This window comes from Candidatus Cardinium hertigii, assembly GCF_003788695.1.
In genome coordinates, this window is sequence record NZ_RARA01000027.1 from 187,623 (window position 1) to 209,987 (window position 22,365).

A 22,365-nucleotide genomic window follows, 5' to 3' on the forward strand; every position below is an offset into this window, starting at 1 on the left:
TTGGTGGTGCTATACTTGGAGGTGGCATAGGCATGGCCATTTACCAGGTTTTTAAAAAAAAGTAGCTGGTCGTTATGCTTAATCTTTAAAGGGAGAGGCTAACCTTTCGCATTTTTATAAGGTATAATATATAATTTTTTGTATGGCTCTGAAGCATGTTCATTATCATAAATGTAAGTAACATAATTGTTCGTATCCCTATCCTTATATAGGAATCTACGGTGATTATTTTTTACTACAAGTTGAAAGCCATGATTATGATCTGCTGCATCATCTGCTGCTGCATCATCTGCTGCTGCATTGGTCTTAGAAAAATTTAGAATTTTTTCTACTTGATTTTCTTTACGGAACATTAAATGAAATATCTGCTTCGTATCTTGTGATATGCCTATATCTACCATTCCTTCTTCTTGCCTAATTGCATGCGTCTCTTCTTGACACTCCAGTCTAGCCTTAGCGCAATAGGAACGTCGTTTTCGACGAGCATAAGGATCTGTTTTTGACTCTTGAAAAACAAAATAATTATCAGAATCAGATTCTTCTAGTATATTTTCCACACAAGATAAGTCATGACGTCTTTTTTCTGTTTTTATAACCTCTTCATTGATATTGACATGTTTATATTTTGCATCTGATGAACTATCAGGGACATTTTGAAAATATGCTAAAAGATCTTGGATATTCCTTTCCCACTTTTTCACTCTAGGATGTTTTTCGTAAACGCTCTGAGACGATATAAGTTGTAAACCCAATGGTTGAATCTTTTGTTTTGATATTGCATTTTCAATGTTTTTACTTTCTTTATTAGCTGGGATAGCTTGCGTTTGTTTACCTCTTTTCTGCTTGTTTCGAGACTTGGTTACTTTTGAAGTATCGGGGCAACTAGTTAACGGACCTATAGATGCTAGATTTTGTAGGATATCAGATAGGTCATCTTCTTGTGCTGGCACTGTTTGTTTCTTTGCTCGTTCATATTCTTTTAAAAATGTCTCTACAGTTGTGTAGGAACTTTTTCCCAAATAATCAAGATATATTTTTGCTGCAGTAGCAGCATCGACATGATCACTATGATATAGCTTGTCTAAGAATTCTACTTCGGCCCTTGTTAGAGACAAACAGCATCTTCTAGCTTCAGTACACTCAGGTCTATCACAATGCACAGTTGATTTGGCAAATGCGTCCATTAATAGATCCTTTGTAGTTTCTTTATTGCTAAACATGGACGATACCATTTGCTCAAAATATATTTTATACTTAAACATATCTTGCGTGCTGTCGAACAGATTTTGTGCGTTTTTTATTTGCAGTTTGGTTCTCTTTTCTTGCTGACAATATTTTTGTAGAAATTTCTTACAATAGGTATTTACTTTATCTGCTATATATTTTATAAATTTGATATTAAGTGTTTCATAAGTCATATCAGGGTTTTGCATTGCTTCATCCACGAATGTGTGTATTATTTCTTGGATTTTAAGGTCTATTAATTTACGCAACTCATCATCCGTAGTAGGGATGTTGTGCATCATCTCATCATAGTATCGCTTCATATTTTCTATTAAATAAGTTTTAAGGTCATTCTGAATTTCTTTTGGAACCTGCGAAAGTATAGTCGTTGGAATAACTATAAAATCATCCATATAGTATAACTGGATGAATACGCCAGTCCGCCAATCATCTTCTTTTGGTTTCGCCATATAACGAAACGGTAAGACTCCAGAATAATGACGGTATTTATATTTCTCATCTTCGTATCCCTTCATGCATTTCACACTTAATCTATTGGACTGACACCCACTTACTAAGAAGCCTATCCAGAAAACAATAATCCATTGATGGAAAATAGATAAACCATGCATGACCATAGGAAGGATGCCACCTATAGTTAACGTCCATCTAGGCAAGAGACGCAAAAAATTCATTGATGTACTTTTTAAATTATTGATCATGGTTTTATGCTATTTAAATTTTTTACCTTAAGTGAAGCCGCTACAATAGACATCAACCATTTGATAAAAACCCTTTATGTGTCCGTTCACACAATGGCAAGGATATGATTGTAAACAAGAATGCGCCTTGAAAAAACCGTACAAAGCAAAGTAAAGAAAAAATCAAAAGAAAATCAACTTGTCTGAGCTCCGTAGGAGCGAGATTTGATTTTCGGTTTTTCAGCAGTTTTTTCATTAACGCTTGATTTTTTTTGGCTACTTTTTTTGATCAAGCAAAAAAAGTAGCTTTAAAAGAAGTAGTTTTTTTAAAAATGGATAAAATAATCAATTATTAATTATTAGCTATTTGCTGTAATCTATAAAAATGGCTACCACACAAGTGAACGGATGCCAATATTAGCCATTTGTTGTAATCTATAATATCGCTACCACGCAAGTGAACGAATATTTTAAAGGTAATGGTCTTCACAAAAGACCAGAAAATGAGGCAATACCCCTACGTCATCACCAATTTTCTTATAGTCCATGGCATATTTTTTTTGATGTAAATTTGCTATAATCTTTCCTTCCGTTTGCAATGGAAAGGGTTCGATAAAAATATGCTTAGCGGGCCAAGCTTTGCTACCCACTATTTTATATAGCGCTTCTTTGGCACACCAATATATAGCCAGCTTTTCAAGACAATTATTAGCATTTTTAGATTCTTCCTCGGTTAAAATCTTTTCTTGTACAATATTTAACTTCGGTCTTACCATTTCCATATCGACTCCTATAGGGAAAGCGGTAGAAAGCGCTACTGTAGCAAAATAAGGGGTATGTGTAAAACTACAATGTAGCCTGCTATTTTCTAAAATAGGTTTGCCCGCTATATCCTTGGAAAGGGTCACAATAGGTAAATCCAGCTTTTCCAGTAAAGAACAAAGAGCCCATCGAACAGCTAACGTCTGTTGTATACGTTTTTTAGAAGAGCCACTACTTCTATTATTAAAATCAGCTAAAAAAAGTGGATGAAGCTGTGCATATAATCTGTCCAAACTTTCTTCTATCTTCCAAATAAGTAAAAAGCTAGAGGAGGATAGACTTGAAAAACTATAAACAGGCATGCATCCATAAATGCCCCGATCCCATCGAAAGCAATTGCAACGGTAGCATAGTAGTACTTTTTTTAAATGAAGCCGGTTATATGATTGATTGGCCTAAAATTAAGAGCCTAAAGCTAGGAACTTATTTGCTTGTTAGCAAAACTTTTACGCATTTCTTCTATGTCTACACATTTAATAACAGGCATAAACAGAAGGCGTTTAATAGCGGCTTTGCGTTGCCCCGCTCGTATTTTATTTTTTCTTGCTTTACGCTGTAACCTAACTGGCATAATTCCCAAAATTTTAAGTACAAAATATGATGTACGTGGGCCCTGCAGGATTCGAACCTGCGGCCTTCTGTGTGTAAGACAGATGCTCTACCAGCTGAGCTAAGAACCCAAGTCGAAATATAAATATAATCATTTTCTCTCCCAAAAAGCATTCACACGTAAAAATTACATGTATGCAACCATTTAAAAAATATCAATTATGATTATTTATGTGATTTCTTGGATGATAATCTTGTATAATTTGTTTAAGATAATTTCTATCTAAATGTGTATACATTTCAGTAGTAGTTATGGAACTGTGGCCTAACATTTCCTGTACAGCACGTAAATCTGCCCCACCTTCTACCAAATGCGTAGCAAAAGAATGTCTAAAAATATGCGGCCCAACCTCCATATTAATTTTAGCTTTCTTGGCTAGTTCCTGCACAATTAAAAAAATCATCACTCTGGTTAAGTTTTTTCCTCGTCGATTTAAAAAAAGATAATCTGAATACCCTGATGATATATCCATATGGACACGAACCTCTTCCACATAAAGTTTAATATATTTTAACGCTATAGCACCAATAGGCACCAAGCGTTCTTTATTACCTTTTCCTATGACCCGCACAAACCCTTCTTCAAAATAGACATGGCTTGCTTTCAAGTCTGTTAATTCAGAAACACGCATACCCGTACCATACAGCGTTTCCACAATAGCCCGATTACGCATACCAGTAGGTGTAGAATGGTCTATAACTTTAATCATAGACACAATCTGCGGAACAGACAACACAGATGGCAAATATCGACCCAATTGCGGACTTTCTACCAGACCAGTAGGATCTTCCGTTATATGATTATCTAGCAATAAAAATTTGTAAAAAACACGCAAGGCAGAAAGAACCCTAGACTGACTAGTAGCTTTCATTCCCCCACTATGTAACGCAACTAAAAATGCACGAATATGCACCGGCTCAACAGCAAGTAGTGATATATGCTTATGCAGTAAAAACTGAGTAAATTTTGTTATATCAGTAAGATAAGCTATTGTAGAATTTTCAGCAAGGGAGCGTTCTAAACGCAGATACATCTCAAACTGTTGCAAAAAATATTTCCATTCTTGTTCCATTATGCGTGTTAAAGCTCCCCCTGCTGGACTCGAACCAGCGACCCTTTGATTAACAGTCAAATGCTCTAACCAACTGAGCTAAGGAGGAAAGTACTATCTGCAATTTTACCATTTTTTTTGGCATAAACAATAAAAATATAATAAGAGTTATGAAAATATGCATTTGTTGAATATTTTTGATCAGTTGCTTTACGATCACTATGCGTGGTATACGCTTACATAGCTATACCATCCTTTTTTATATAAAAACCCATGCAAGAATGGTCCATGCGCATAATAATCTTCTGTATGATATCATCAGAACGATTTGTAATTACTAATATGTATGTGTAAAATACTCAAGAAAGAATGTAATTGGACGAGCAAATGGGCTATGGTCCTTATCCGGCTATTGGGGTGGAAAATTAACAATATTACCCATCCAACAGCTTTAAAAAAAGCAGTAGTGGTGCTTGCTCCGCATACGACTAACTGGGATTTTTTGTATAGCATATTATTTAAATTTAGCTATCCAACCGTGGCTTTCAAATTTGCGATAAAAAAAGAAGTAATGTTTTTTCCACTTTCATATGTAATGCGTGCCCTAGGGGCCATCCCAATAGATCGAAGTAAGACAACCCCAAACAAAGGGCACAATATGGCATCTGTAATGGCCAACACCCTTAATGCAGCAGATACACTTTTACTAGTAATCCCTCCTGAGGGAACTAGAAAATATGTAAAACGCTGGAAAACAGGATTTTATAGGATTGCTGAAGCAGGAAATGTCCCCATTATGTTAGGATATATCAATTATGCTACAAAAGAAATGGGCTTAGGTCCAATTTTTTATCCTACAGGTAATATGAATAAAGATATAGCAGATATACAGAATTTTTACATAAAAATACCTGGTAAATATCCAGAAAAAGGTGTAATTTGATAGGCCAATGGCTATGCCAATTTGTCATATTATCACCATTTGGTAAAAAAAATGCATATACTTACGCTAGGCAAAGAGGCTATGAATATTTTTACTATTTTCAATAACAAGAACATTTCGAACCTATTTTTTAATATGAAGCTACAGGACAAAAATATGCAAGGAACCAGCTGCAATAAAGAGCAAGAGATAATCAATCCTACTCCTACCGCTACAGGTTGTTGCGGATCACAAAAAACGAAAAATCGGCCATGCTGTTGCGGAGCGCAAGAAGCCCAAAACGCAACATGCTGTTGCGAATCAGCTAATGAGGAGGCATCTTATCAATCTCCAAATGGCGAATCTCCAAATGGCGAATGTAAACAGATAAATAAAGCAATAGATAAAGCTATAAATGGGGAAGACCATGCGGTAGATGCATTAGAAAAGCTCCAAGCCTTACTGGTTGCAGCAAATGAAAAGTATATTCGTCTTTATTCTGAATTTGAAAATTTTAAGAAGAGGGTAGCCAAAGAAAGGATTGAGCTTATCGATAAAGCCAACGAAAAAACATTAAAAGAATTGATGCCTATTGTAGATGATTTTGAACGAGGGATAGCTGCCCTACAACCAGAACAGGAGGGAGCGCAACACGCTATGCAAGAAGGCATAAAATTGATCTACGATAAATTATGCGCATTCTTAAAAAAATTTGGCGTAAAGGAAATGGCTTTACAAGAGGGAAGTGCATTTAATACAGAATTGCATGAAGCTATTATGCAGAAGCCGGTAGAAAACCCCGCAATGAAAGGAAAAATTATTGCAGTAGTAGAACAAGGGTACATGCTCAATGCGCATGTATTACGGTTTGCTAAAGTTGTGATTGGAGTATAATGGCACAAGATTATTACAACATGCTAGGTGTAGAACGTAGCGCCTCCGTTGACGAAATTAAAAAAGCCTATCGAAAGATAGCCATGCAGCACCACCCTGATAAAAATCCAGGAAACAAAGCTTCAGAAGATAAGTTTAAGGCTGCAACAGAAGCTTATGATGTCTTGAGCAATCCAGAAAAAAGGTCTCGATATGATCAGTTTGGTAAAGATGGATTAAAAGGCAATGGGAGAAGTGATTTTTACGAAGGTGACCTTAGTGACTTATTTCAAAATTCACCCTTTGGAAGTTTTTTTGGGGGAAGAGGTAGGGACCGCCAGCAGCCCAATTATGGAGAAGATTTACGAATAAAGTTAAAATTAAATCTTCAAGAAATTGCACAAGGTGCTGAAAAAAAAGTAAAAGTAAAGCGCTACACAAGTTGTACGTCCTGTAGAGGTAATGGGTCAGAAGGTGGCAATGCCATAGAAAAATGTGGGCTATGTAAAGGTCATGGTAGTATACGTAAAATGGCCCAAACATTGCTTGGGAACATGTTTACGGAAACTACCTGTAGTAACTGTTCTGGAACAGGCAAGCAGATCAAAACGCCTTGTAGAAGTTGCCATGGACAAGGCAGGGAGCTGATAGAAGACCTCATTACCTTTCAGATCCCTAAAGGGGTAAGAAAAGGTATGGAGTTAACCCTACGAGACAAAGGTAATGTACCACCACGTGGTGGCATATCTGGCAATCTGATTATCCAAATCGATGAAGAGGAAGATGATCTTTTAAAACGTGAAGGCAATAATATTTGTTATACCCTACATATCAGCTTTATAGATGCGACACTAGGTTGCGAAATGGAAGTGCCAACTATATATGGCAAAGTGCGGCTTAAGATTTCACCTGGAACAAGAAGTGGAAAAGTACTTAAATTAATAGGAAAAGGCATTCCAACAGTAGATGGCTACGGTACAAAGGGAGATCAGTTAGTATTTGTGCAAATTTGGACGCCACAAGAACTAACAAAAGAAGAAAAAGAGCTATTGCTTTCGCTCCGACATTCGTCTAATTTTATACCTAAACCAAATAAAAAAGAAGAGAGTTTTTTTGAGCGTATCAAATCTTTTTTTCAAGGATAACGCTTTATGAGCCATCTATGTTTAAAATGTTACTATGAGCAGCCCATGCACAAACCCATTTGTAGTTTCCGCAAGAAAATATCGTCCTACTAGCTTTAAAGAGGTAATTAGCCAACCCCATATTATCACTACTTTACAAAACGCCATAGCATGTAATCAGCTTGCGCACGCTTTTCTTTTTTGTGGACCACGTGGTGTAGGAAAAACGACTTGTGCCCGTATTTTGGCAAAAGCGATCAATTGCCTACAAATTACCCAGGAAATAGAACCTTGTAACCATTGTACAAATTGTCTCAGCTTTAACAGCAGTAGCTCTATGAATGTGTATGAGTTAGATGCTGCTTCTCATAACTCTGTAGAAGATATTCGTGATCTGGTTGATCAGGTTCGTTATGTTCCTCAAGTGGGAAAATATAAAATATACATTATAGATGAGGTACATATGTTGTCTAATGCTGCTTTTAATGCTTTTCTCAAAACACTTGAAGAACCCCCTAGTTATGCCATATTTATATTGGCTACTACGGAAAGGCACAAGGTACTCCCCACTATTTTATCTCGCTGTCAAATCTTTAATTTTCATAGAATCAAATTAGAAGATATTGTTACACAACTTCAAATCATTGCTACAAAGGAATCGATTGCTTACGAAATATCTGCTTTGCAGCTTATTGCTCAAAAAGCGGAGGGCGCCCTACGTGATGCGCTTTCTATGTTTGATCTCCTTACTACCTTTGCAGGTAAAGGGGAAACGATTGGTTATACCAGCACGAGAGACTATCTTCAATTGCTTGATTATGATTATTATTTTAAATGTACAGAAGCCTTCTTACAAGGCAATGTTTCTGCTGTACTCTTGCTTTTTGATGCCATTTTACGTGCTGGATTTAATGGACATCATTTCGTAGTAGGGCTTGGAGAACATTTTCGAAACTTACTGGTTTGCAAAGACAACGCCACTATTCCTCTTTTAGAAGTCACGGATCATATACGTCCATCCTATGCTGAATATGCTTCCAAATGTCAGATGCCTTTTATATTAAGAGCATTAACGCTCTTAAATCAATGTGATATACATTATAAGGCTAGCCAACACCAAAGATTGCATGTAGAACTGTTACTGATTGAGTTAGCAACGAGGTCTTTTCCTGTTGAAGAAACCGTAGCGCATGCAACAGAAACGGCAATATCCTCCACCCAGACGCCTTCTCGAACGCTAGATAAGCATAATGCTATAAAACCGCAGATAACAGATGTGGTACCTCCCCCTAAGCAAGAAACATTAGTTATTCCTAGTTTACAGAGCTTAAAAAATGTTTTGCTTACAAAAAAAAAAATAAATGCACCTAAAAAAATAGAAGCGCAACCTGCTTCCAAAGAGCCCATCATAGAAAAAGCAGTGCAAGCTTTTTTTGCTGATTACGGTGAACAACTTAAACAACAGGGTAATATAGCGGGTTATCATCTTATGAATCAGCCGATAAAGGTTCAAGATCAAGTTATTATTATTGCATTGATCAATTCTGTCCAAGAAAGTATGTTGCAAAACCTTAAGGAAGAGCTTTTAGTACAACTGCGTAAAAAATTCAATGATCCTAAAATAATCCTTCAAAGTATCCTGGTTCAGGAATTACAAGGTACAAAGCCTTATACTGATCAAGAAAAATTAACCTACTTGAGCAAAAAAAATCCCGCTATAGCATTGATGCGAGAACGATTTAAGTTAGAGGTAGTGTACTGATGCCAATGGACGCAACTGCATCAACTATCTAATACAAATAGAACTGATTACCTAAAATATTTTAAAAGAAGTTCGGGTAATGCCTTATATGTATAACTTCTATACAAATGTTCTATTATTTTTATAACTTGCAATGAGATAGTAAGAAATATAGAGCCAAAAGTACACTACGGATGCTGAAGTGTACTAACAATAGGTCTATTTATTAAATATATAACGAAGCCATATGCTGATAGCTAATTTTATGATAGCCAATTTTATTTTCTATTACCATATCCTTATTTTGTTGGCGATTACAGTGATTATTGCATTATTTTGTAGAAATAAAAAGTTTTTATATATAAGCATCGTTGTAACAAATATGGTAGGATTATATGAGGACATAATCAATATGGTGGGGCTAACTGCATTGTGTGGCTTTGGTATAATGGCCTATCTATATTTTCATGTTAAGAATTATAATAATGTTTTGAAAACGTTATTATTTATAGGGTTATCTACTTTCCTAGCTGGTTTTCCTTTTCACGTAATACCTGGTTTCTTTAAAAATACTCAAGTACAGTTTGTTGCATTATTGTCTTCTTTTTCTATATCTTTAAATTTTGACAAGACTATGTCTGCACTAATACTCTATTCCATAAGGCATTTCTATATTTTAGAGAAAAAAATAGATATAAAATCTTTACAGCAAACCGTTATTTCTCTTTTGATTTGTATTTCATTAGTTTTAATTCCTGCTTTTATTAGTGGATATGTGAAATTCGATCCAAAAATACCAAGTATGCTCTGGATATGGGCCATGAATAACTTCTTTTTTGTGTGCATGGCAGAGGAAATAATTTTCCGTGTATTTTTACAAAATACCTTAAAAACTTGTATAGGCTATTTATATAAAAAAGTGGCCCTTACGCCTGCAAACGCTTCAGCAGAAGTGAATGGAGGCCTATTAAAACCACTAGCAAAATTTGATACGGTAGTGAGCAAAAACCTTCATATTATTATTGCATCTTTGCTATTTGGTTTAGTTCATCTTAAAGGTGGTATTATCTATATAATATTTGCTACGATTTGTGGCTTATGTTACGGATATACTTATGACAAAACCAATAGGCTAATATGTGCAATGGTAGTACATTTTGGATTAAATTTATGCCATCTCCTTCTGTTTAGTTATCCTACTGCAGTATAGGATATTTGTAAAATACAGTATAAAACAATAAAATAAACGGAATACTATGCTACAAAAATTTTTAGCGATAATAAAAAATCTACACAAAGTACTATGGGGCATTGGCTTATTTTTGTTAGTAACAAGTTGTGAAACATTTGATGATTTGTTAATAAAAAACACCTATGTTCATTATTACCCTGAAAAACGTGCTGCAAAAAAAGTACCTATTTTTATTAAAACGTCTTATGACAAAGAGAAGGAATTATTTAATAGCTATGCTGTAATAGGTAAATCTACCTTTACAAACCGTCCGGTAACAGCTGAAGCATGTATTAAATTCGGTAAACAAGTGGGTGCAGATATGGTATTGCTATCTTTTGGAAATAAGCAAGAGGTCACTAAATATGTCCGTATAGCTGTACCTGATAAAGAAATTTCCACATCAACAGCAGAAAGTACGAATACTTTAGGTGCGCTCAGTGATACACTTTGGGACCACTTGTTGGACAGTAAAAGAAAACGTATTACCATAACACCTAAAAACAAAGAACAGCATCAAACCATTTATAAATACATAAATCAACCTTATATTGAAATTCACTATGATCAAACAGTACTTTTTCTAAAAAAAACAAACCATCTAAAAGCACCATGGGAATATAGTTTAAAAGATTTTATAAGTCAGCAAAATAGTGATGCAAGTCCCTATGTAGGCGATTGGGTAAATTACCAAACGGGTAAGCTTACCCTATTTGCTACAGAAAGTGAATATGTAGCTTTTATAAGCAGGGACAAAAAATATAGGAACAAAGAAAAAAGAGTAATAAATAAAAGGTTAAAGTGGAAAAATGGAGATATTAAATTACGGATCAATAAAAATAACAAACAGGGGTGGTATTTAAATAGTGATAAAATACCTGTATGCGTTTACATACAGCTTAACCAAACGCATCATCTTGAAATAATAGACCAACAAACAGGCAGGCTGATTATTTCTTTAAATAAAACGTAAGTATCCGTTCAGTGGAGTGGCCTAAGTCTCTATAATCTGGGAAAGATTATGGAAAGGATTTAGTTTTTGTTGCTTCCAGGATAGATAGAGAGAAATTATTCTTTCCAAAAATCTATTTCCCCGTTCAGATTGGGTAAAGTAAGGTATCCGTTCAGTGGAGTGGCCTAAGTCTCTATAATCTGGGAAAGAATATGGAAAGGATTTAGCTTTTGTTGCTTCCAGGATAGATAGAGAGAAATTATTCTTTCCAAGAATCTATTTCCCCGTTCAGATTGGGTAAAGTAAGCATTCTTGTGATAGACTACATAATGTCTAATCTGCCTTTCAGCATGGTTATTCGTTAAGGGTATAGTTAAGGGATCCTCTAAGAATTTCCATAATGCTTTTTCAATTTTTAATATATTTTTAGCTACACGTACCGCATGCGGCGCATCAGGAATAGGTAAAATACCTCTTAAATAATAACCGGTTCGTTTACGTAATTTTCTAGCACGTTTTAAAAAGAAACGCAAATCAAATTTTTTATTTAAGCAAGCTTTGGTTAACCCAAACAAGTCAGTTGCAACTTGTTTTAAACTTTCTCCTAAGTTTTTAATAGTATTATGAGCACTATGGGCAAGCCTTTCAAAATTTCTAGCTAAGTGAGACCAGCAAATTTGGCGTTTTGATGGACTAAAATAGTTATAGACTGGGTCTTTCTAAAAGATTGTGTAAAATGATTTTCGTTGTTCTATATTATATGAAAATTAACTACTATGATTATGCAATCAAAAAAGAAAGATCCTATTAACCCAAAACTCCAAGCAGCGATAGATTTATTGTTAGAAGGAGGAGCAGACTTATCGACTATCTTTAGCCAAGAAGGTCTATTAAAAGTTTTAACGAAAAATATAGTAGAACGAGCCCTTGGGGCAGAATTAGACGATCATTTAGGCTATAGTAAATATAGTAGGAATGAGTCTGATAATTCGAGAAATGGCAGTTATACCAAGCGCTTAACTACAGATCATGGCGCAATAGATCTGGATGTTCCAAGAGACAGATCAGGTACATTTGAGCCTATAATCATACCTAAACAACAGAGAAGAATAGATGGCCTTGACCAGAAAATTCTATCTTTATATGCCAAAGGGATGAGCTTATCTGATATAAAGATACAATTAGAAGAATTATATGGTGCCACTATAAGTGAAAGTTTGATAAGTAAAATCACTGATAATGTGATGGATGAGGTTGTTCTATGGCAAAACCGTCCTCTTGAATCAGTATATGCTATAGTATACTTTGATTGCCTTGTAGTAAAAGTAAGGCAAGATAAGCGCATTATCAACAAATCGGTATATGTTGCTTTAGGTATAGATTTATCTGGAATAAAAGATATTTTAGGACTATGGATCAGTGAAAACGAGGGGTCTAAGTTTTGGCTTGGTAACTTAACAGAATTAAAAAATAGGGGCCTTAAAGATATATTAATTGCTTGCAGTGATAACTTATCAGGGATGTCTGATGCTATACATGCAGTTTACCCGAAAACAGAACATCAACTCTGTATAGTTCATCAGATTAGAAACAGTTTACAATATGTGTCCTATAAAGATCGTAAAGAAGTAGTATCTGATTTACAGTCTATTTACAAGTCATCCACTGAAGAAGAGGCATATAATGCTTTAGTGGCATTTGATACTAAATGGAGTAAACGATATCCACATATTGCCAAATCCTGGTATAACCATTGGGATAATTTGATACTTTTCTTAGATTATCCTGAGGATATCCGGCGGGTTATTTATACTACTAATAGTATTGAATCTGCTAATAGTCAGTTTCGAAAGGCTACAAAAAATAAAAGAGTCTTTCCTAATGATAATGCTGTTTTTAAGATTTTGTATTTAACCGTGGCTTACATGACTAAAAAATGGACTATGCCCATTCAAAATTGGAATAGTGCTAGGGCTCACTTTATGATTAAATTTGAAGGCAGGATTTAATTGCCTTATGTCTATTTACACAATCTTGTAGAAAGACCCTATAGATACATACCTATCGCTGACTATTGTTGCATGTTTACCTGCAAATGCACTATTTTTTAAAACATGCATACCTCTAGAAGGCGTAAGCTTAAGGACGCTACCTACTTGATTAGTAAATAGCCAACACCAGCCAAGCTTACCCTTAGTATAATGGCTTGTTTCGTCTATATGTAACAAGTTGCTTTGGCTAACTTTCTGCACTATAGTTTGATACGACGCAGCACATTTCGAGGATACCTTTCCTTCACTATTAGATATAGTGCCAAGACTAATAGGAAGATTACATATATCTTTTAAGATATCGGCTACTTCCCGCTTAGAATTTTTGTAAAAGCCNAAGAAGCCATGTAGCAAATGTAAAAAAATATCCTATTCTACTTGGTTATCAATAATAGTTAAACCTTAAGTTGACGCCATTGTCCGTTCAGTGGAGTGGCCTAAGCCTCTATAATCTTGGAAAGATTATGGAAAGGATTTAGTTTTTGTTGCTTCCAGGATAGATAGAGAGAAATTATCCTTTCCAAAAATCTATTTCCCCGTTCAGATTGGGTAAAGTAAGCATTCTTGCGATAGACTACATAATGTCTAATCTGCCTTTCAGCACGGTTATTCGTTAAGGGTATAGTTAAGGGATCCTCTAAGAATTTCCATTTGGTTAACCCAAACAAGTCAGTTGCCACTTGTTTTAAACTTTCTCCTAAGTTTTTAATAGCACTATGAGCACTATGGGCAAGCCTTTCAAAATCTCTAGCTAAGTGAGACCAGCAAATTTGGCGTTTTGATGGACTAAAATAGTTATAGACTGCATACCTATCGCTGACTATTGTTGCATGTTTACCTGCAAATGCACTATTTTTTAAAACATGCATACCTCTAGAAGGCGTAAGCTTAAGGACGCTACCTACTTGATTAGTAAATAGCCAACACCAGCCAAGCTTACCCTTAGTATAATGGCTTGTTTCGTCTATATGTAACAAGTTGCTTTGGCTAACTTTCTGCACTATAGTTTGATACGACGCAGCACANAGTGCCAAGACTAATAGGAAGATTACATATATCTTTTAAGATATCGGCTACTTCTCGCTTAGAATTTTTGTAAAAGCCTGTTAAAGCTGTAATAACTGATTTTGTTCTTGGGCCAAATATGTCTGACGTAACGTTAGGGGGAAGATCAGCAGTACGGCGTTTACCGCATTTTTTACAACGCCCATTTTGGAGATGATAATCTATTACGTAAGGTTTAATCTCTGGTAAATCTACCTTTTGATGCACAGTAGGTTTTTTAGAGCATTTTATATCCCCTCCACAACTACAGGACAAATTATCCAGGGGAACTGCTACGATTGAATCAGCTACCATCTTAGAGCGCGTAGCACCTGTATGCCCTGGTTGGCCACCTGGCTTACGTCCACTCTTATGNGAAAAATCTAAACCTAACTTAATATTAATAATTATATTTTACAATAGAGCTACTAAACGATTTAAGCCACTCCACTGAACGGATACAAAGTAAGCATTCTTACGATAGACTACATAATGTCTAATTTGCCTTTCAGCATGGTTATTCGTTAAGGGTATAGTTAAGGGATCCTCTAAGAATTTCCATAATGCTTTTTCAATTTTTAATATGTTTTTGGCTACACGTACCGCATGCGGCGCATCAGGANGCAGTACGGCGTTTACCGCATTTTTTACAACGCCCATTTTGGAGATGATAATCTATTACGTAAGGTTTAATATCTGGTAAATCTACCTTTTGATGCACAGTAGGTGTTTTAGAGCATCTTATATCCCCTCCACAACTACAGGACAAATTATCCAGCGGAACTGCTACGATTGAATCAGCTACCATCTTAGAGCGCGTAGCACCTGTATGCCCTGGTTGGCCACCTGGCTTACGTCCACTCTTATGACTAGGACGTTTCTTGGATTTGTACAATTCTTTTGAACTGGATATAGAGGAATTCTTAGTATTTAAACCAAGTTTTTCTTTTAGGTTGGCATTCTCTAAACGCAACGCCTTGTTTTCAGATTCTAATAACGCAATCTTAGCGTCTAAGATCTGAACCTGACTTAGTAAATAGGGAATAATTTCTATGTTTAATTCCATCTAAGGTAAAGGTTTATGGGAAAAATCTAAACCTAACTTAATATTAATAATTATATTTTACAATAGAGCTACTAAACGATTTAAGCCACTCCACTGAACGGATACTATTTTTCTATGCTGTATATTTTTGAGCTCTATTCAAGTAATGCATGTCAATATATTAAAAAATATATCTTAAATTAGCAAAACGTAAAAAGCTTTTATATAAAGAAATATAACATAATTGGTTTAATGGATTGCAAATTTTGATGCATTATTTGTGTTAATAACGCCCATAAAAATGCATATGACTTATGTAAAACATAATTAACTCTAATTAAATAAATAAAATGAATAGTAAAAAATTTGTAATAGCCATGTTTGATCAATATATAAGAAAAATAATTAAATCTATTTTTTGGTGTTATATGGCGTATTTTATATGCAGTTGTGCCAATCAATATCAAATGATGTTTCCTGTCCTGCAGCCCAATAAAACTGTTCAGCAATTAGTAGCAGAGGCGGAGGTTGCTAGCTGTTGTTCTTCTTTATTTTCAGCAGCAAAAAAGGGCCATAAAGCATGTGCCAAGGCTTGTTTAGAACAAGATCCAACGCTTATAAATGAGAAAGATCTTTCTGGTTATACTGCTTTGGATTATGCTGCCAGTGGTGGGAAAAAAGCTTGCGTAGAACTATTATTAAATAACGGGGCAGCAGAAAGTGCTAACAATACGGACGTAATAATGCCTGAAATAAAAACAGAACCAGAATCACTAGAATCACCAGAATCATTGAATATGGTAGATCCAGAAGCCCGTATTGTGTTAGGAGATAACGTACAAAAAAAATTAGCTGTTCTAAAAAGTAAGGGACCTGCTTTTAATAAAAATCAAAATACGTTGCGTTTTCATTACCGTTCAAATAATACGTCTAAAGCTAGGTATGAAGAGCTAAAAGGTGAGAAGTACGATTGGCTGAATAAAGAGTTTGATTATTTTTATAATAAATTTTTCTTAAGTAAGGAGAAAACTTATAGAGATGATTTGGTGGAAATTCAAAAAGTAGGTCCTGAAGATTCACGTGTGCTATTACATGGTCAAGATAAGCTGATAGCAAAAGAATACATTCCAGCATATACTGTATTGGGTATTTATGTAGGAAAATATTTATCCGTAAATAACGAGAATAATTTTCCCCTTGATGAGGATCTAGCGGAGGAAATAAATTTGATACGAGATGGTGTATCATTTGGTAAGTGCTATGACCTTGTCAAGGAGCTAAATAGTTATGCATTTAATGTTTCCATGTGGGGTAAAAATATAATGGTAAGTGGCTATGGACGTGGAAATCCTTTAATAAAAATCAACGCATTTTGGGACTATAAATGTGATCCTCAAGATAGGGCTGTACACGCAGTTAAGATCAATGTAGAACGGACCCGTGTACGTTTTAATAAAATTGAGGATGGTTATCTGCCATTTATATTGTTATATACCTGTAAGAATATCCAATGTGGAGACGAATTATTACTAGATTATGGTAAAGATTATTGGACAACAAAGGAATGGGTATATTTTTCACCAAACGACTTATAATTTATAATGAAGAAACAGCTAACCTATTAAAAAATCACTCCAAACAAGAAGAGAAAAAATTTGTTCTATGAGAAAATGAGAAAATGAGAAAATACGTGTATTTGTTCAGTGGCATGGCTGTGGTTGATTATCAACTAAAAAATTGAAATAAAGATATTTATAAGCAATTGTTCAATACATATGTACTTTATGAAAGTACTGTTAATGAACTTTAAAAACAAAACGAGGCCGTTGCAATAGAAAATAAAAATTTTATAAAAAAGAGAAATCTATACGCAAGTGTTAGTTAAAAGCCTTAATGATCGGGGATTCTTACTGCCATAGCATCAAAAATGACAAAAAATGACACTGGAAAAATAGAAAAAATTATACTCTTGATCTATTGCAACGACCTCAAAACGTTAAAAATTACTTTTTGGGTAAAATATAAAATAAATAGATCATCAGGTCATTTTTATTCTGAATTTCAGCACTCTGCTACACCACTGAACGGATATATTATGTAGTCTATCGCAAGAATGCTTACTTTACCCAATCTGAACGGGGAAATAGATTTTTGGAAAGAATAATTTCTCTCTATCTATCCTGGAAGCAACAAAAACTAAATCCTTTCCATAATACTTTCCCAGATTATAGATTCCCAGATTATAGAGGCTTAAGCTATACCACTAAACGGATACCATATCCCTGCATTTAAACGGACATTATAGTAAAAAAGCAGTAATAACTTGATTTACTTGGAATTAACTAAATAAGTTCCTATAATTGTATTATTAGGTTCTTATGAAGAAACAGCTACCTGATGCCTTACTAAACCCTTATTTAATATTATAATTATAATTATAATATTAAAGTAAAGGGCCATTACATCATTACATTAATTGTAAATCGTTATAACGAAATAAATACCTAAAGCTTAATATTAAGGATATGAAAAATAAAAATATAAACAAAGGAATTGCGCCTAAAATGTTCAAAACATACTCAAAAAAACATGAGGTGCTATTTTTGCTTTTTTCATTGAAATTAGCTGGATGTAGTAATATGGGGCATAAGTTAGGTATGCAAGGGAATCAAGATGGTTCTANTTATAGCAAAGAATGTCCAATATGTAAATGTTGTGTAGGTCCAAATAGCAATGCGGACTATATACAACAGCTTAAAACATGTGAAGTTGAATTAACAAATTTGAGTGAATCTTTGAAAGGTAAATCTCTAAACAAAGAAATAAGCGATGACATTCAGAAATATGTAGAAAATATAAAAGCTGAATCACCAAATTGTAACTTTGATAATTTCCATAAATCTTATTCTAATTGGTGGATAGAGGAGTATAGCAGTATAGATACACCTGATCAGATGCTTGGTATGATATATGATCATGGATGTGAAACTGTCTCGCTCATAGAAAAGTTAAACTTATGTGAATGCTTTTTAATAATAAATGGAATGAGGAAAGCGTTGGAGTCCCTGCAGGACTACGTATCCAGATTAAAAAATAAAAGTACTGCACTAGATGTTAAAATAAGATCAAAGGAATCATTATGCTTAATGCATCTATGGAAAAAATGGCTGGCTATAGACTCAAAAAATATTCAAAGTCGATTTAAAATACAAGAGCATTTTAATAGCTTAGACCAAGAAATGAAGAAGTGCTATTTGGAAGAGAAAGCATCTGCGGAATTTTTTGTTTACTTTACAGAAACGGCTATGTCTACTTTAGTACAAAATAAGAGTATTAATCCATTGGATATTGTTCCCTTTTACAAGGAATGTCTTAAGCAGGTGTATGGGGATAGGGTCCTAGATCCTTATAATAAGGTGGTGTTAAACAGGGTCTTAGAAAACAAATTTGAAGATTACCGTAAACCATATTTGTAGTGCCTAAACTTTAAAACATGGGACGAACGGATACCGTTAAAAACAGGTGAACATATACCCCTTTCTGTCTGTAAGAAAAGGGCGCATGGTTTTTTACTTTAATCTTACCACCATAATAAAGAAAATTATAGAAAATTATGAAAAATACAAACCATTTACAAAAAATTGGGAAGCCATTGCTCTTTTATTCTGCCTTAGTATTAACTGGATGTGAGAAAAAAACTGGATCATTAGGAATGAAAGATAGTAGTGGTGCTGGATTACCCAGTAGTAGTGCGTCTCAGACGGGAGAAAAAGAAATGCGAACTTTAAATTTGCAAAGTGATGATATAAAAAAACAACATGATGCGCTTAAGGAATGGCGGATTAGAACTCAGGGGGACTGCAATATTGCAGTTGACAGATTTAAATTAAAAGTAAATAAATATACGCCGACGTACAAGCGGCGCAAAATTGATACAAACCAATTACATAAATTCTATGTACGTAACGAATATCAAGATGTTATCAATAATACAATTCAAAAAATAGAAAATAACACTGCTAAATGTAACGAGATGTCAGGGCTATTAGAAGATATAAAGCATTCTCTACGTGAATTTCAAAACTCACAAAATCAATTTAAGGGAATATTAGCTCAACAAAAAGATAAAGATGAAGATATTGCTTTTATTAAAACATGGAATGATAAGTTTTCACGATTATTGCCAATATATATAGATCAACAAATTTGGGCATTTCAGACTTTCTCCAAACACATTATAGACTCATTTGATAAAGTCATAAATGTTAGCTCCCAAGATAATATCCGAAACTTTCAATCCAATATAAAAGCATTGAAAGAAATATCAGAAGTAACATATTCTGATATAGAATCAATAAATGCAGTAAAAAGCATTATAAAACTGTCTAAGTCTGCCTCGAACGTATGTATGTTTATACTAGATAATCTTTTTGTAGAAAATATATGCGATTTATGCTATAAAATGAACAGTTCCACTGAGGAAACCGATACTAAAAATACTACAAAAAAGTTTTTCGCAGGATTATTAGAATTGCATGACAATATGTACAGCATATTCACAAGGATACCTAATACCTATAACAGGGTACTAGACCCATGGAAGGGAAAATTTGAAAAATCTGTTGATACACTAAACGGAATACTACATGATATATTGGAAACCAGTATATTAAGAAATTATTCAAGGTTAAATGAAGATAAAAATAAAGTTACTAAGCTAACGAATGATATAATCAAAGTTCTGCAAGAAATAAAGGAGCATTTGGAAACCCTACATAGTGGAGCATTGGATGCGTATCGTAATTTTTATAAAGAAGCAAATGAAATATGCGGGATAATTCAAAAAAACTACGTAGTACCAGAAGATGTAAACAATAAGCTTAAAGATTTACAAAATAAAGTATCTGATTATTATGATCAAAATCAAAATGATATTTCCTACAATTTAGACTCAAGCGCATCTGAAGAAGTGGACATAGAAGAATTAGGAAACAGTGTGAGGCCGTAACCTCTATATTTAATTCCATCTAATGATAAAGGTTTATGGAAAAAATCTATACCTAGTATCCGTTCAGTGGTATGGCCTTAAGCCTCTATAATCTGGGAAAGGTTATGGAAAGGTTATGGAAAGGATTTAGTTTTTGTTGCTTCCAGGATAGATAGAGAGAAATTATCCTTTCCAAAAATCTATGTATCCGTTCAGTGGAGTGGCCTAAGTCTCTATAATCTGGGAAAGAATATGGAAAGGATTTAGCTTTTGTTGCTTCCAGGATAGATAGAGAGAAATTATTCTTTCCAAGAATCTATTTCCCCGTTCAGATTGGGTAAAGTAAGCATTCTTACGATAGACTACATAATGAGGCCGTTGTAATAGAAAATAAAAATTTTATAAAAAAGAGAAATCTATACTCAAGTGTTAGTTAAAAGCCTTAAAAGAACATAAACCATACATTTTTAGTGCTGTAAACTTATAAAAAACTCTAAATTTGTATAATACAATCACTGCAATTTTCTATTGCAACGGCCTCAAAACACCAATTATTCAATATTAGCCATTTTCTATAATATCTATAAAATATGGCTGCCACGCAAGTGAACGGACAATGGCGTCAACTTAAGGTTTAACTATTATTGATAACCAATTAGAATAGGATATTTTTTTTACATTTGCTGCATTGCTTCTTATTTAGCGAATAAATTCTTTTTTTATTATTTCATAAAAAAGTGTATGATACATTTTTTTATGCAAGAGTTTTTAGGGGAAAATTTTATTTCGGAAATTAAAGATAAATTGTATTCAGCAATATTTCAGACTATCCATTCCAAAGGCGGCCATATGTTCACGCGCAGAAGGAAACTTACTTTTCCAATAGTATTTTCCACTATTTTAAAGCTAGTTAAGCGAAGTTTAGGCATAGAGTGTGAACTTATGGAACCGTTAACGTACAAAATTCCTCCATCCAAGCAAGCTTTTTCCAAAGCAAGGTATAAACTTTCTCATACTGGATTTAAAGAATTATTGGAAAACAGCATCCGCATAGCTTACCAAAATGATCCTACCTATGGCACATGGAAGGGGTACAGACTTATTGCAGCAGATGGTTCTTCCCTTCGTTTACCTGCTTCACCCGAAATCATATCGGAGTTTGGTCTTTTTAAACCAAATGGCACAAACGGAATTGTGCCCCCTTTAGCCAGGGTTTCACTATTTGTTGATTTATCTACATCTCTGATTTGTAATGCTCGGCTTGTACCTTGGAATATAGGAGAACGCACATTAGCAGAAGAACAACTCCCTGAAATGGTTCAGCAAATGCGTGCATTAAAATAAGATAAATTATTATGTATCTATGATCGTGGTTATACTTCAGTAAAGTTTATCAAACAACATTATGAATGTCAAGCAGATTTTATTTTTCGTGTACAAGGAAAAAATTATACTAAGCTATGGGAGCGGGTTGTATCGGGCGAATCAGATTTTGATCTAGTTCTAGAAAATAAGGATAAAACTATCAGCCAGAAAGTAAGAGTCGTAGCGTTTATGTTATCCAATGGCAAAAGAGAAGTTTTGGTTACTTCACTTTTTGACAGAGCACAATTTACCCTGGAAAGCATTAGTAAAGTTTATGCTTTGAGGTGGCATATAGAAGCGTGTTATAAACGATTAAAGATAAGTGCAGAACTAGAGAATTTTTCTGGTATATATTTAGAAGCTGTATTACAGGAATTTTGGGCTCATTTAGTAATGTGAGGCCGTTGCAACAGGCCGACAGTATAATTTTTTCTATTTTTCCAGTATTATTTTTTGTTATTTTTCCCATTTTTAAGGTTATGGCAGTAATAATCTCATTATTTATTGATTTTTAGATACTTTTAGTTCATTTTGGATAGGCCATTCCCCTAGCAACCTCTTAAAATGATATTTGGGGACCTGTATAAGTTATAAGCTATTGCTTCCATAAGATGTTGTGTAT

The 22,365-nt window shown here is 34.3% G+C and carries 14 protein-coding genes, 2 tRNA genes and 4 pseudogenes; 10 read left to right on the forward strand and 10 right to left on the reverse strand.

From position 1 onward, the window contains the following. Positions 1-98: 98 nt before the first annotated feature. The 5 genes from EDM02_RS05345 to EDM02_RS05365 form a co-directional block, all read right to left on the reverse strand. Positions 99-1,946, reverse strand: a complete 1,848-nt coding sequence (locus EDM02_RS05345) for a DUF1609 domain-containing protein (RefSeq protein ID WP_123663687.1) — start codon at positions 1,944-1,946, stop codon at positions 99-101. A 449-nt stretch (positions 1,947-2,395) separates the two neighbouring features. Then, a complete protein-coding gene (locus EDM02_RS05350; protein WP_123663689.1) occupies positions 2,396-3,049 on the reverse strand; it encodes a 4'-phosphopantetheinyl transferase family protein in 654 nt (217 codons plus the stop codon). A gap of 305 nt (positions 3,050-3,354) precedes the next feature. Next, positions 3,355-3,427 (reverse strand) — tRNA-Val (locus EDM02_RS05355). Positions 3,428-3,511: 84 nt separating this feature from the next. Next, positions 3,512-4,405: a site-specific tyrosine recombinase XerD gene (gene xerD, locus EDM02_RS05360; protein WP_221179618.1), complete on the reverse strand. Its 894-nt coding sequence runs from the start codon at positions 4,403-4,405 to the stop codon at positions 3,512-3,514. Between the two features lie 38 nt (positions 4,406-4,443). Beyond that, positions 4,444-4,517: transfer RNA gene (locus EDM02_RS05365), tRNA-Asn, on the reverse strand. 237 nt (positions 4,518-4,754) lie between these two features. Here EDM02_RS05365 and EDM02_RS05370 point away from each other — a divergent pair. From EDM02_RS05370 to EDM02_RS05395, 6 genes are all read left to right on the forward strand, one after another. Then, positions 4,755-5,351, forward strand: coding sequence for a 1-acyl-sn-glycerol-3-phosphate acyltransferase (locus EDM02_RS05370; RefSeq protein WP_123663694.1), 597 nt, complete (start codon positions 4,755-4,757; stop codon positions 5,349-5,351). 51 nt (positions 5,352-5,402) lie between these two features. Further along, a complete protein-coding gene (locus EDM02_RS05375) occupies positions 5,403-6,224 on the forward strand; it encodes a nucleotide exchange factor GrpE (protein WP_123663696.1) in 822 nt (273 codons plus the stop codon). Continuing rightward, complete coding sequence (gene dnaJ / locus EDM02_RS05380; protein WP_123663698.1) at positions 6,224-7,348, forward strand: molecular chaperone DnaJ; 1,125 nt, start codon at positions 6,224-6,226, stop codon at positions 7,346-7,348. Before EDM02_RS05375 ends, dnaJ begins: the two co-directional genes overlap by 1 nt. 34 nt (positions 7,349-7,382) lie before the next feature. Continuing rightward, a complete protein-coding gene (gene dnaX, locus EDM02_RS05385; RefSeq protein WP_123663700.1) occupies positions 7,383-9,089 on the forward strand; it encodes a DNA polymerase III subunit gamma/tau in 1,707 nt (568 codons plus the stop codon). 244 nt (positions 9,090-9,333) lie between these two features. After that, positions 9,334-10,278 (forward strand): CPBP family intramembrane glutamic endopeptidase, encoded by a 945-nt coding sequence (locus EDM02_RS05390; RefSeq protein ID WP_123663701.1) that lies wholly within the window; start codon positions 9,334-9,336, stop codon positions 10,276-10,278. A gap of 46 nt (positions 10,279-10,324) precedes the next feature. Then, the gene (locus tag EDM02_RS05395; protein ID WP_123663703.1) at positions 10,325-11,272 is read left to right on the forward strand and encodes a hypothetical protein; all 948 of its coding nucleotides are present in this window, start codon (positions 10,325-10,327) and stop codon (positions 11,270-11,272) included. Positions 11,273-11,436: 164 nt separating this feature from the next. Here the strand turns inward: EDM02_RS05395 and EDM02_RS05400 are convergent. Beyond that, positions 11,437-11,958: pseudogene (locus EDM02_RS05400) on the reverse strand (IS66 family transposase); the annotation flags it as partial. A 75-nt stretch (positions 11,959-12,033) separates the two neighbouring features. On the opposite strand from EDM02_RS05400, the gene EDM02_RS05405 reads away from it, so the two are divergent. Then, positions 12,034-13,260 (forward strand): IS256 family transposase, encoded by a 1,227-nt coding sequence (locus tag EDM02_RS05405; protein ID WP_123663052.1) that lies wholly within the window; start codon positions 12,034-12,036, stop codon positions 13,258-13,260. A 15-nt stretch (positions 13,261-13,275) separates the two neighbouring features. Here EDM02_RS05405 and EDM02_RS05410 read toward each other — a convergent pair whose 3' ends face one another. The 3 genes and pseudogenes from EDM02_RS05410 to EDM02_RS05425 form a co-directional block, all read right to left on the reverse strand. Next, positions 13,276-13,656 carry an IS66 family transposase gene (locus tag EDM02_RS05410; protein ID WP_184891165.1) on the reverse strand — a complete coding sequence of 127 codons (381 nt, stop codon included), beginning with the start codon at positions 13,654-13,656 and terminating at the stop codon, positions 13,276-13,278. A gap of 83 nt (positions 13,657-13,739) precedes the next feature. After that, positions 13,740-14,670: pseudogene (locus EDM02_RS06065) on the reverse strand (IS66 family transposase); the annotation flags it as partial. Positions 14,671-14,760: 90 nt separating this feature from the next. Further along, positions 14,761-15,006 (reverse strand): IS66 family transposase, encoded by a 246-nt coding sequence (locus tag EDM02_RS05425; RefSeq protein WP_123663715.1) that lies wholly within the window; start codon positions 15,004-15,006, stop codon positions 14,761-14,763. Between the two features lie 735 nt (positions 15,007-15,741). On the opposite strand from EDM02_RS05425, the gene EDM02_RS05435 reads away from it, so the two are divergent. Both EDM02_RS05435 and EDM02_RS05445 read left to right on the forward strand, forming a co-directional pair. After that, complete coding sequence (locus tag EDM02_RS05435; protein ID WP_123663719.1) at positions 15,742-16,986, forward strand: ankyrin repeat domain-containing protein; 1,245 nt, start codon at positions 15,742-15,744, stop codon at positions 16,984-16,986. A gap of 2,018 nt (positions 16,987-19,004) precedes the next feature. After that, positions 19,005-20,399, forward strand: a complete 1,395-nt coding sequence (locus EDM02_RS05445) for a hypothetical protein (protein WP_123663723.1) — start codon at positions 19,005-19,007, stop codon at positions 20,397-20,399. A 204-nt stretch (positions 20,400-20,603) separates the two neighbouring features. Here the strand turns inward: EDM02_RS05445 and EDM02_RS05450 are convergent. Continuing rightward, positions 20,604-20,750, reverse strand: a pseudogene (locus EDM02_RS05450) (IS66 family transposase); the annotation flags it as partial. A gap of 384 nt (positions 20,751-21,134) precedes the next feature. On the opposite strand from EDM02_RS05450, the pseudogene EDM02_RS05455 reads away from it, so the two are divergent. Continuing rightward, positions 21,135-22,139: pseudogene (locus EDM02_RS05455) on the forward strand (IS4 family transposase); the annotation flags it as partial. Positions 22,140-22,365 lie beyond the last annotated feature (226 nt).

What these genes read in the sequence shown, in the direction of transcription:
- EDM02_RS05405 (WP_123663052.1), top strand. Translation starts at nt 12,034, where the DNA reads ATGCAATCAAAAAAGAAAGATCCTATTAACCCAAAACTCCAAGCAGCG.
- dnaX (WP_123663700.1), top strand. Translation starts at nt 7,383, where the DNA reads ATGAGCAGCCCATGCACAAACCCATTTGTAGTTTCCGCAAGAAAATAT.
- EDM02_RS05345 (WP_123663687.1), bottom strand. Translation starts at nt 1,946, where the DNA reads ATGATCAATAATTTAAAAAGTACATCAATGAATTTTTTGCGTCTCTTG.
- EDM02_RS05435 (WP_123663719.1), top strand. Translation starts at nt 15,742, where the DNA reads ATGAATAGTAAAAAATTTGTAATAGCCATGTTTGATCAATATATAAGA.
- EDM02_RS05445 (WP_123663723.1), top strand. Translation starts at nt 19,005, where the DNA reads ATGAAAAATACAAACCATTTACAAAAAATTGGGAAGCCATTGCTCTTT.
- EDM02_RS05390 (WP_123663701.1), top strand. Translation starts at nt 9,334, where the DNA reads ATGATAGCCAATTTTATTTTCTATTACCATATCCTTATTTTGTTGGCG.
- EDM02_RS05370 (WP_123663694.1), top strand. Translation starts at nt 4,755, where the DNA reads ATGTGTAAAATACTCAAGAAAGAATGTAATTGGACGAGCAAATGGGCT.
- EDM02_RS05350 (WP_123663689.1), bottom strand. Translation starts at nt 3,049, where the DNA reads ATGCCTGTTTATAGTTTTTCAAGTCTATCCTCCTCTAGCTTTTTACTT.
- dnaJ (WP_123663698.1), top strand. Translation starts at nt 6,224, where the DNA reads ATGGCACAAGATTATTACAACATGCTAGGTGTAGAACGTAGCGCCTCC.
- EDM02_RS05375 (WP_123663696.1), top strand. Translation starts at nt 5,403, where the DNA reads ATGCATATACTTACGCTAGGCAAAGAGGCTATGAATATTTTTACTATT.
- EDM02_RS05395 (WP_123663703.1), top strand. Translation starts at nt 10,325, where the DNA reads ATGCTACAAAAATTTTTAGCGATAATAAAAAATCTACACAAAGTACTA.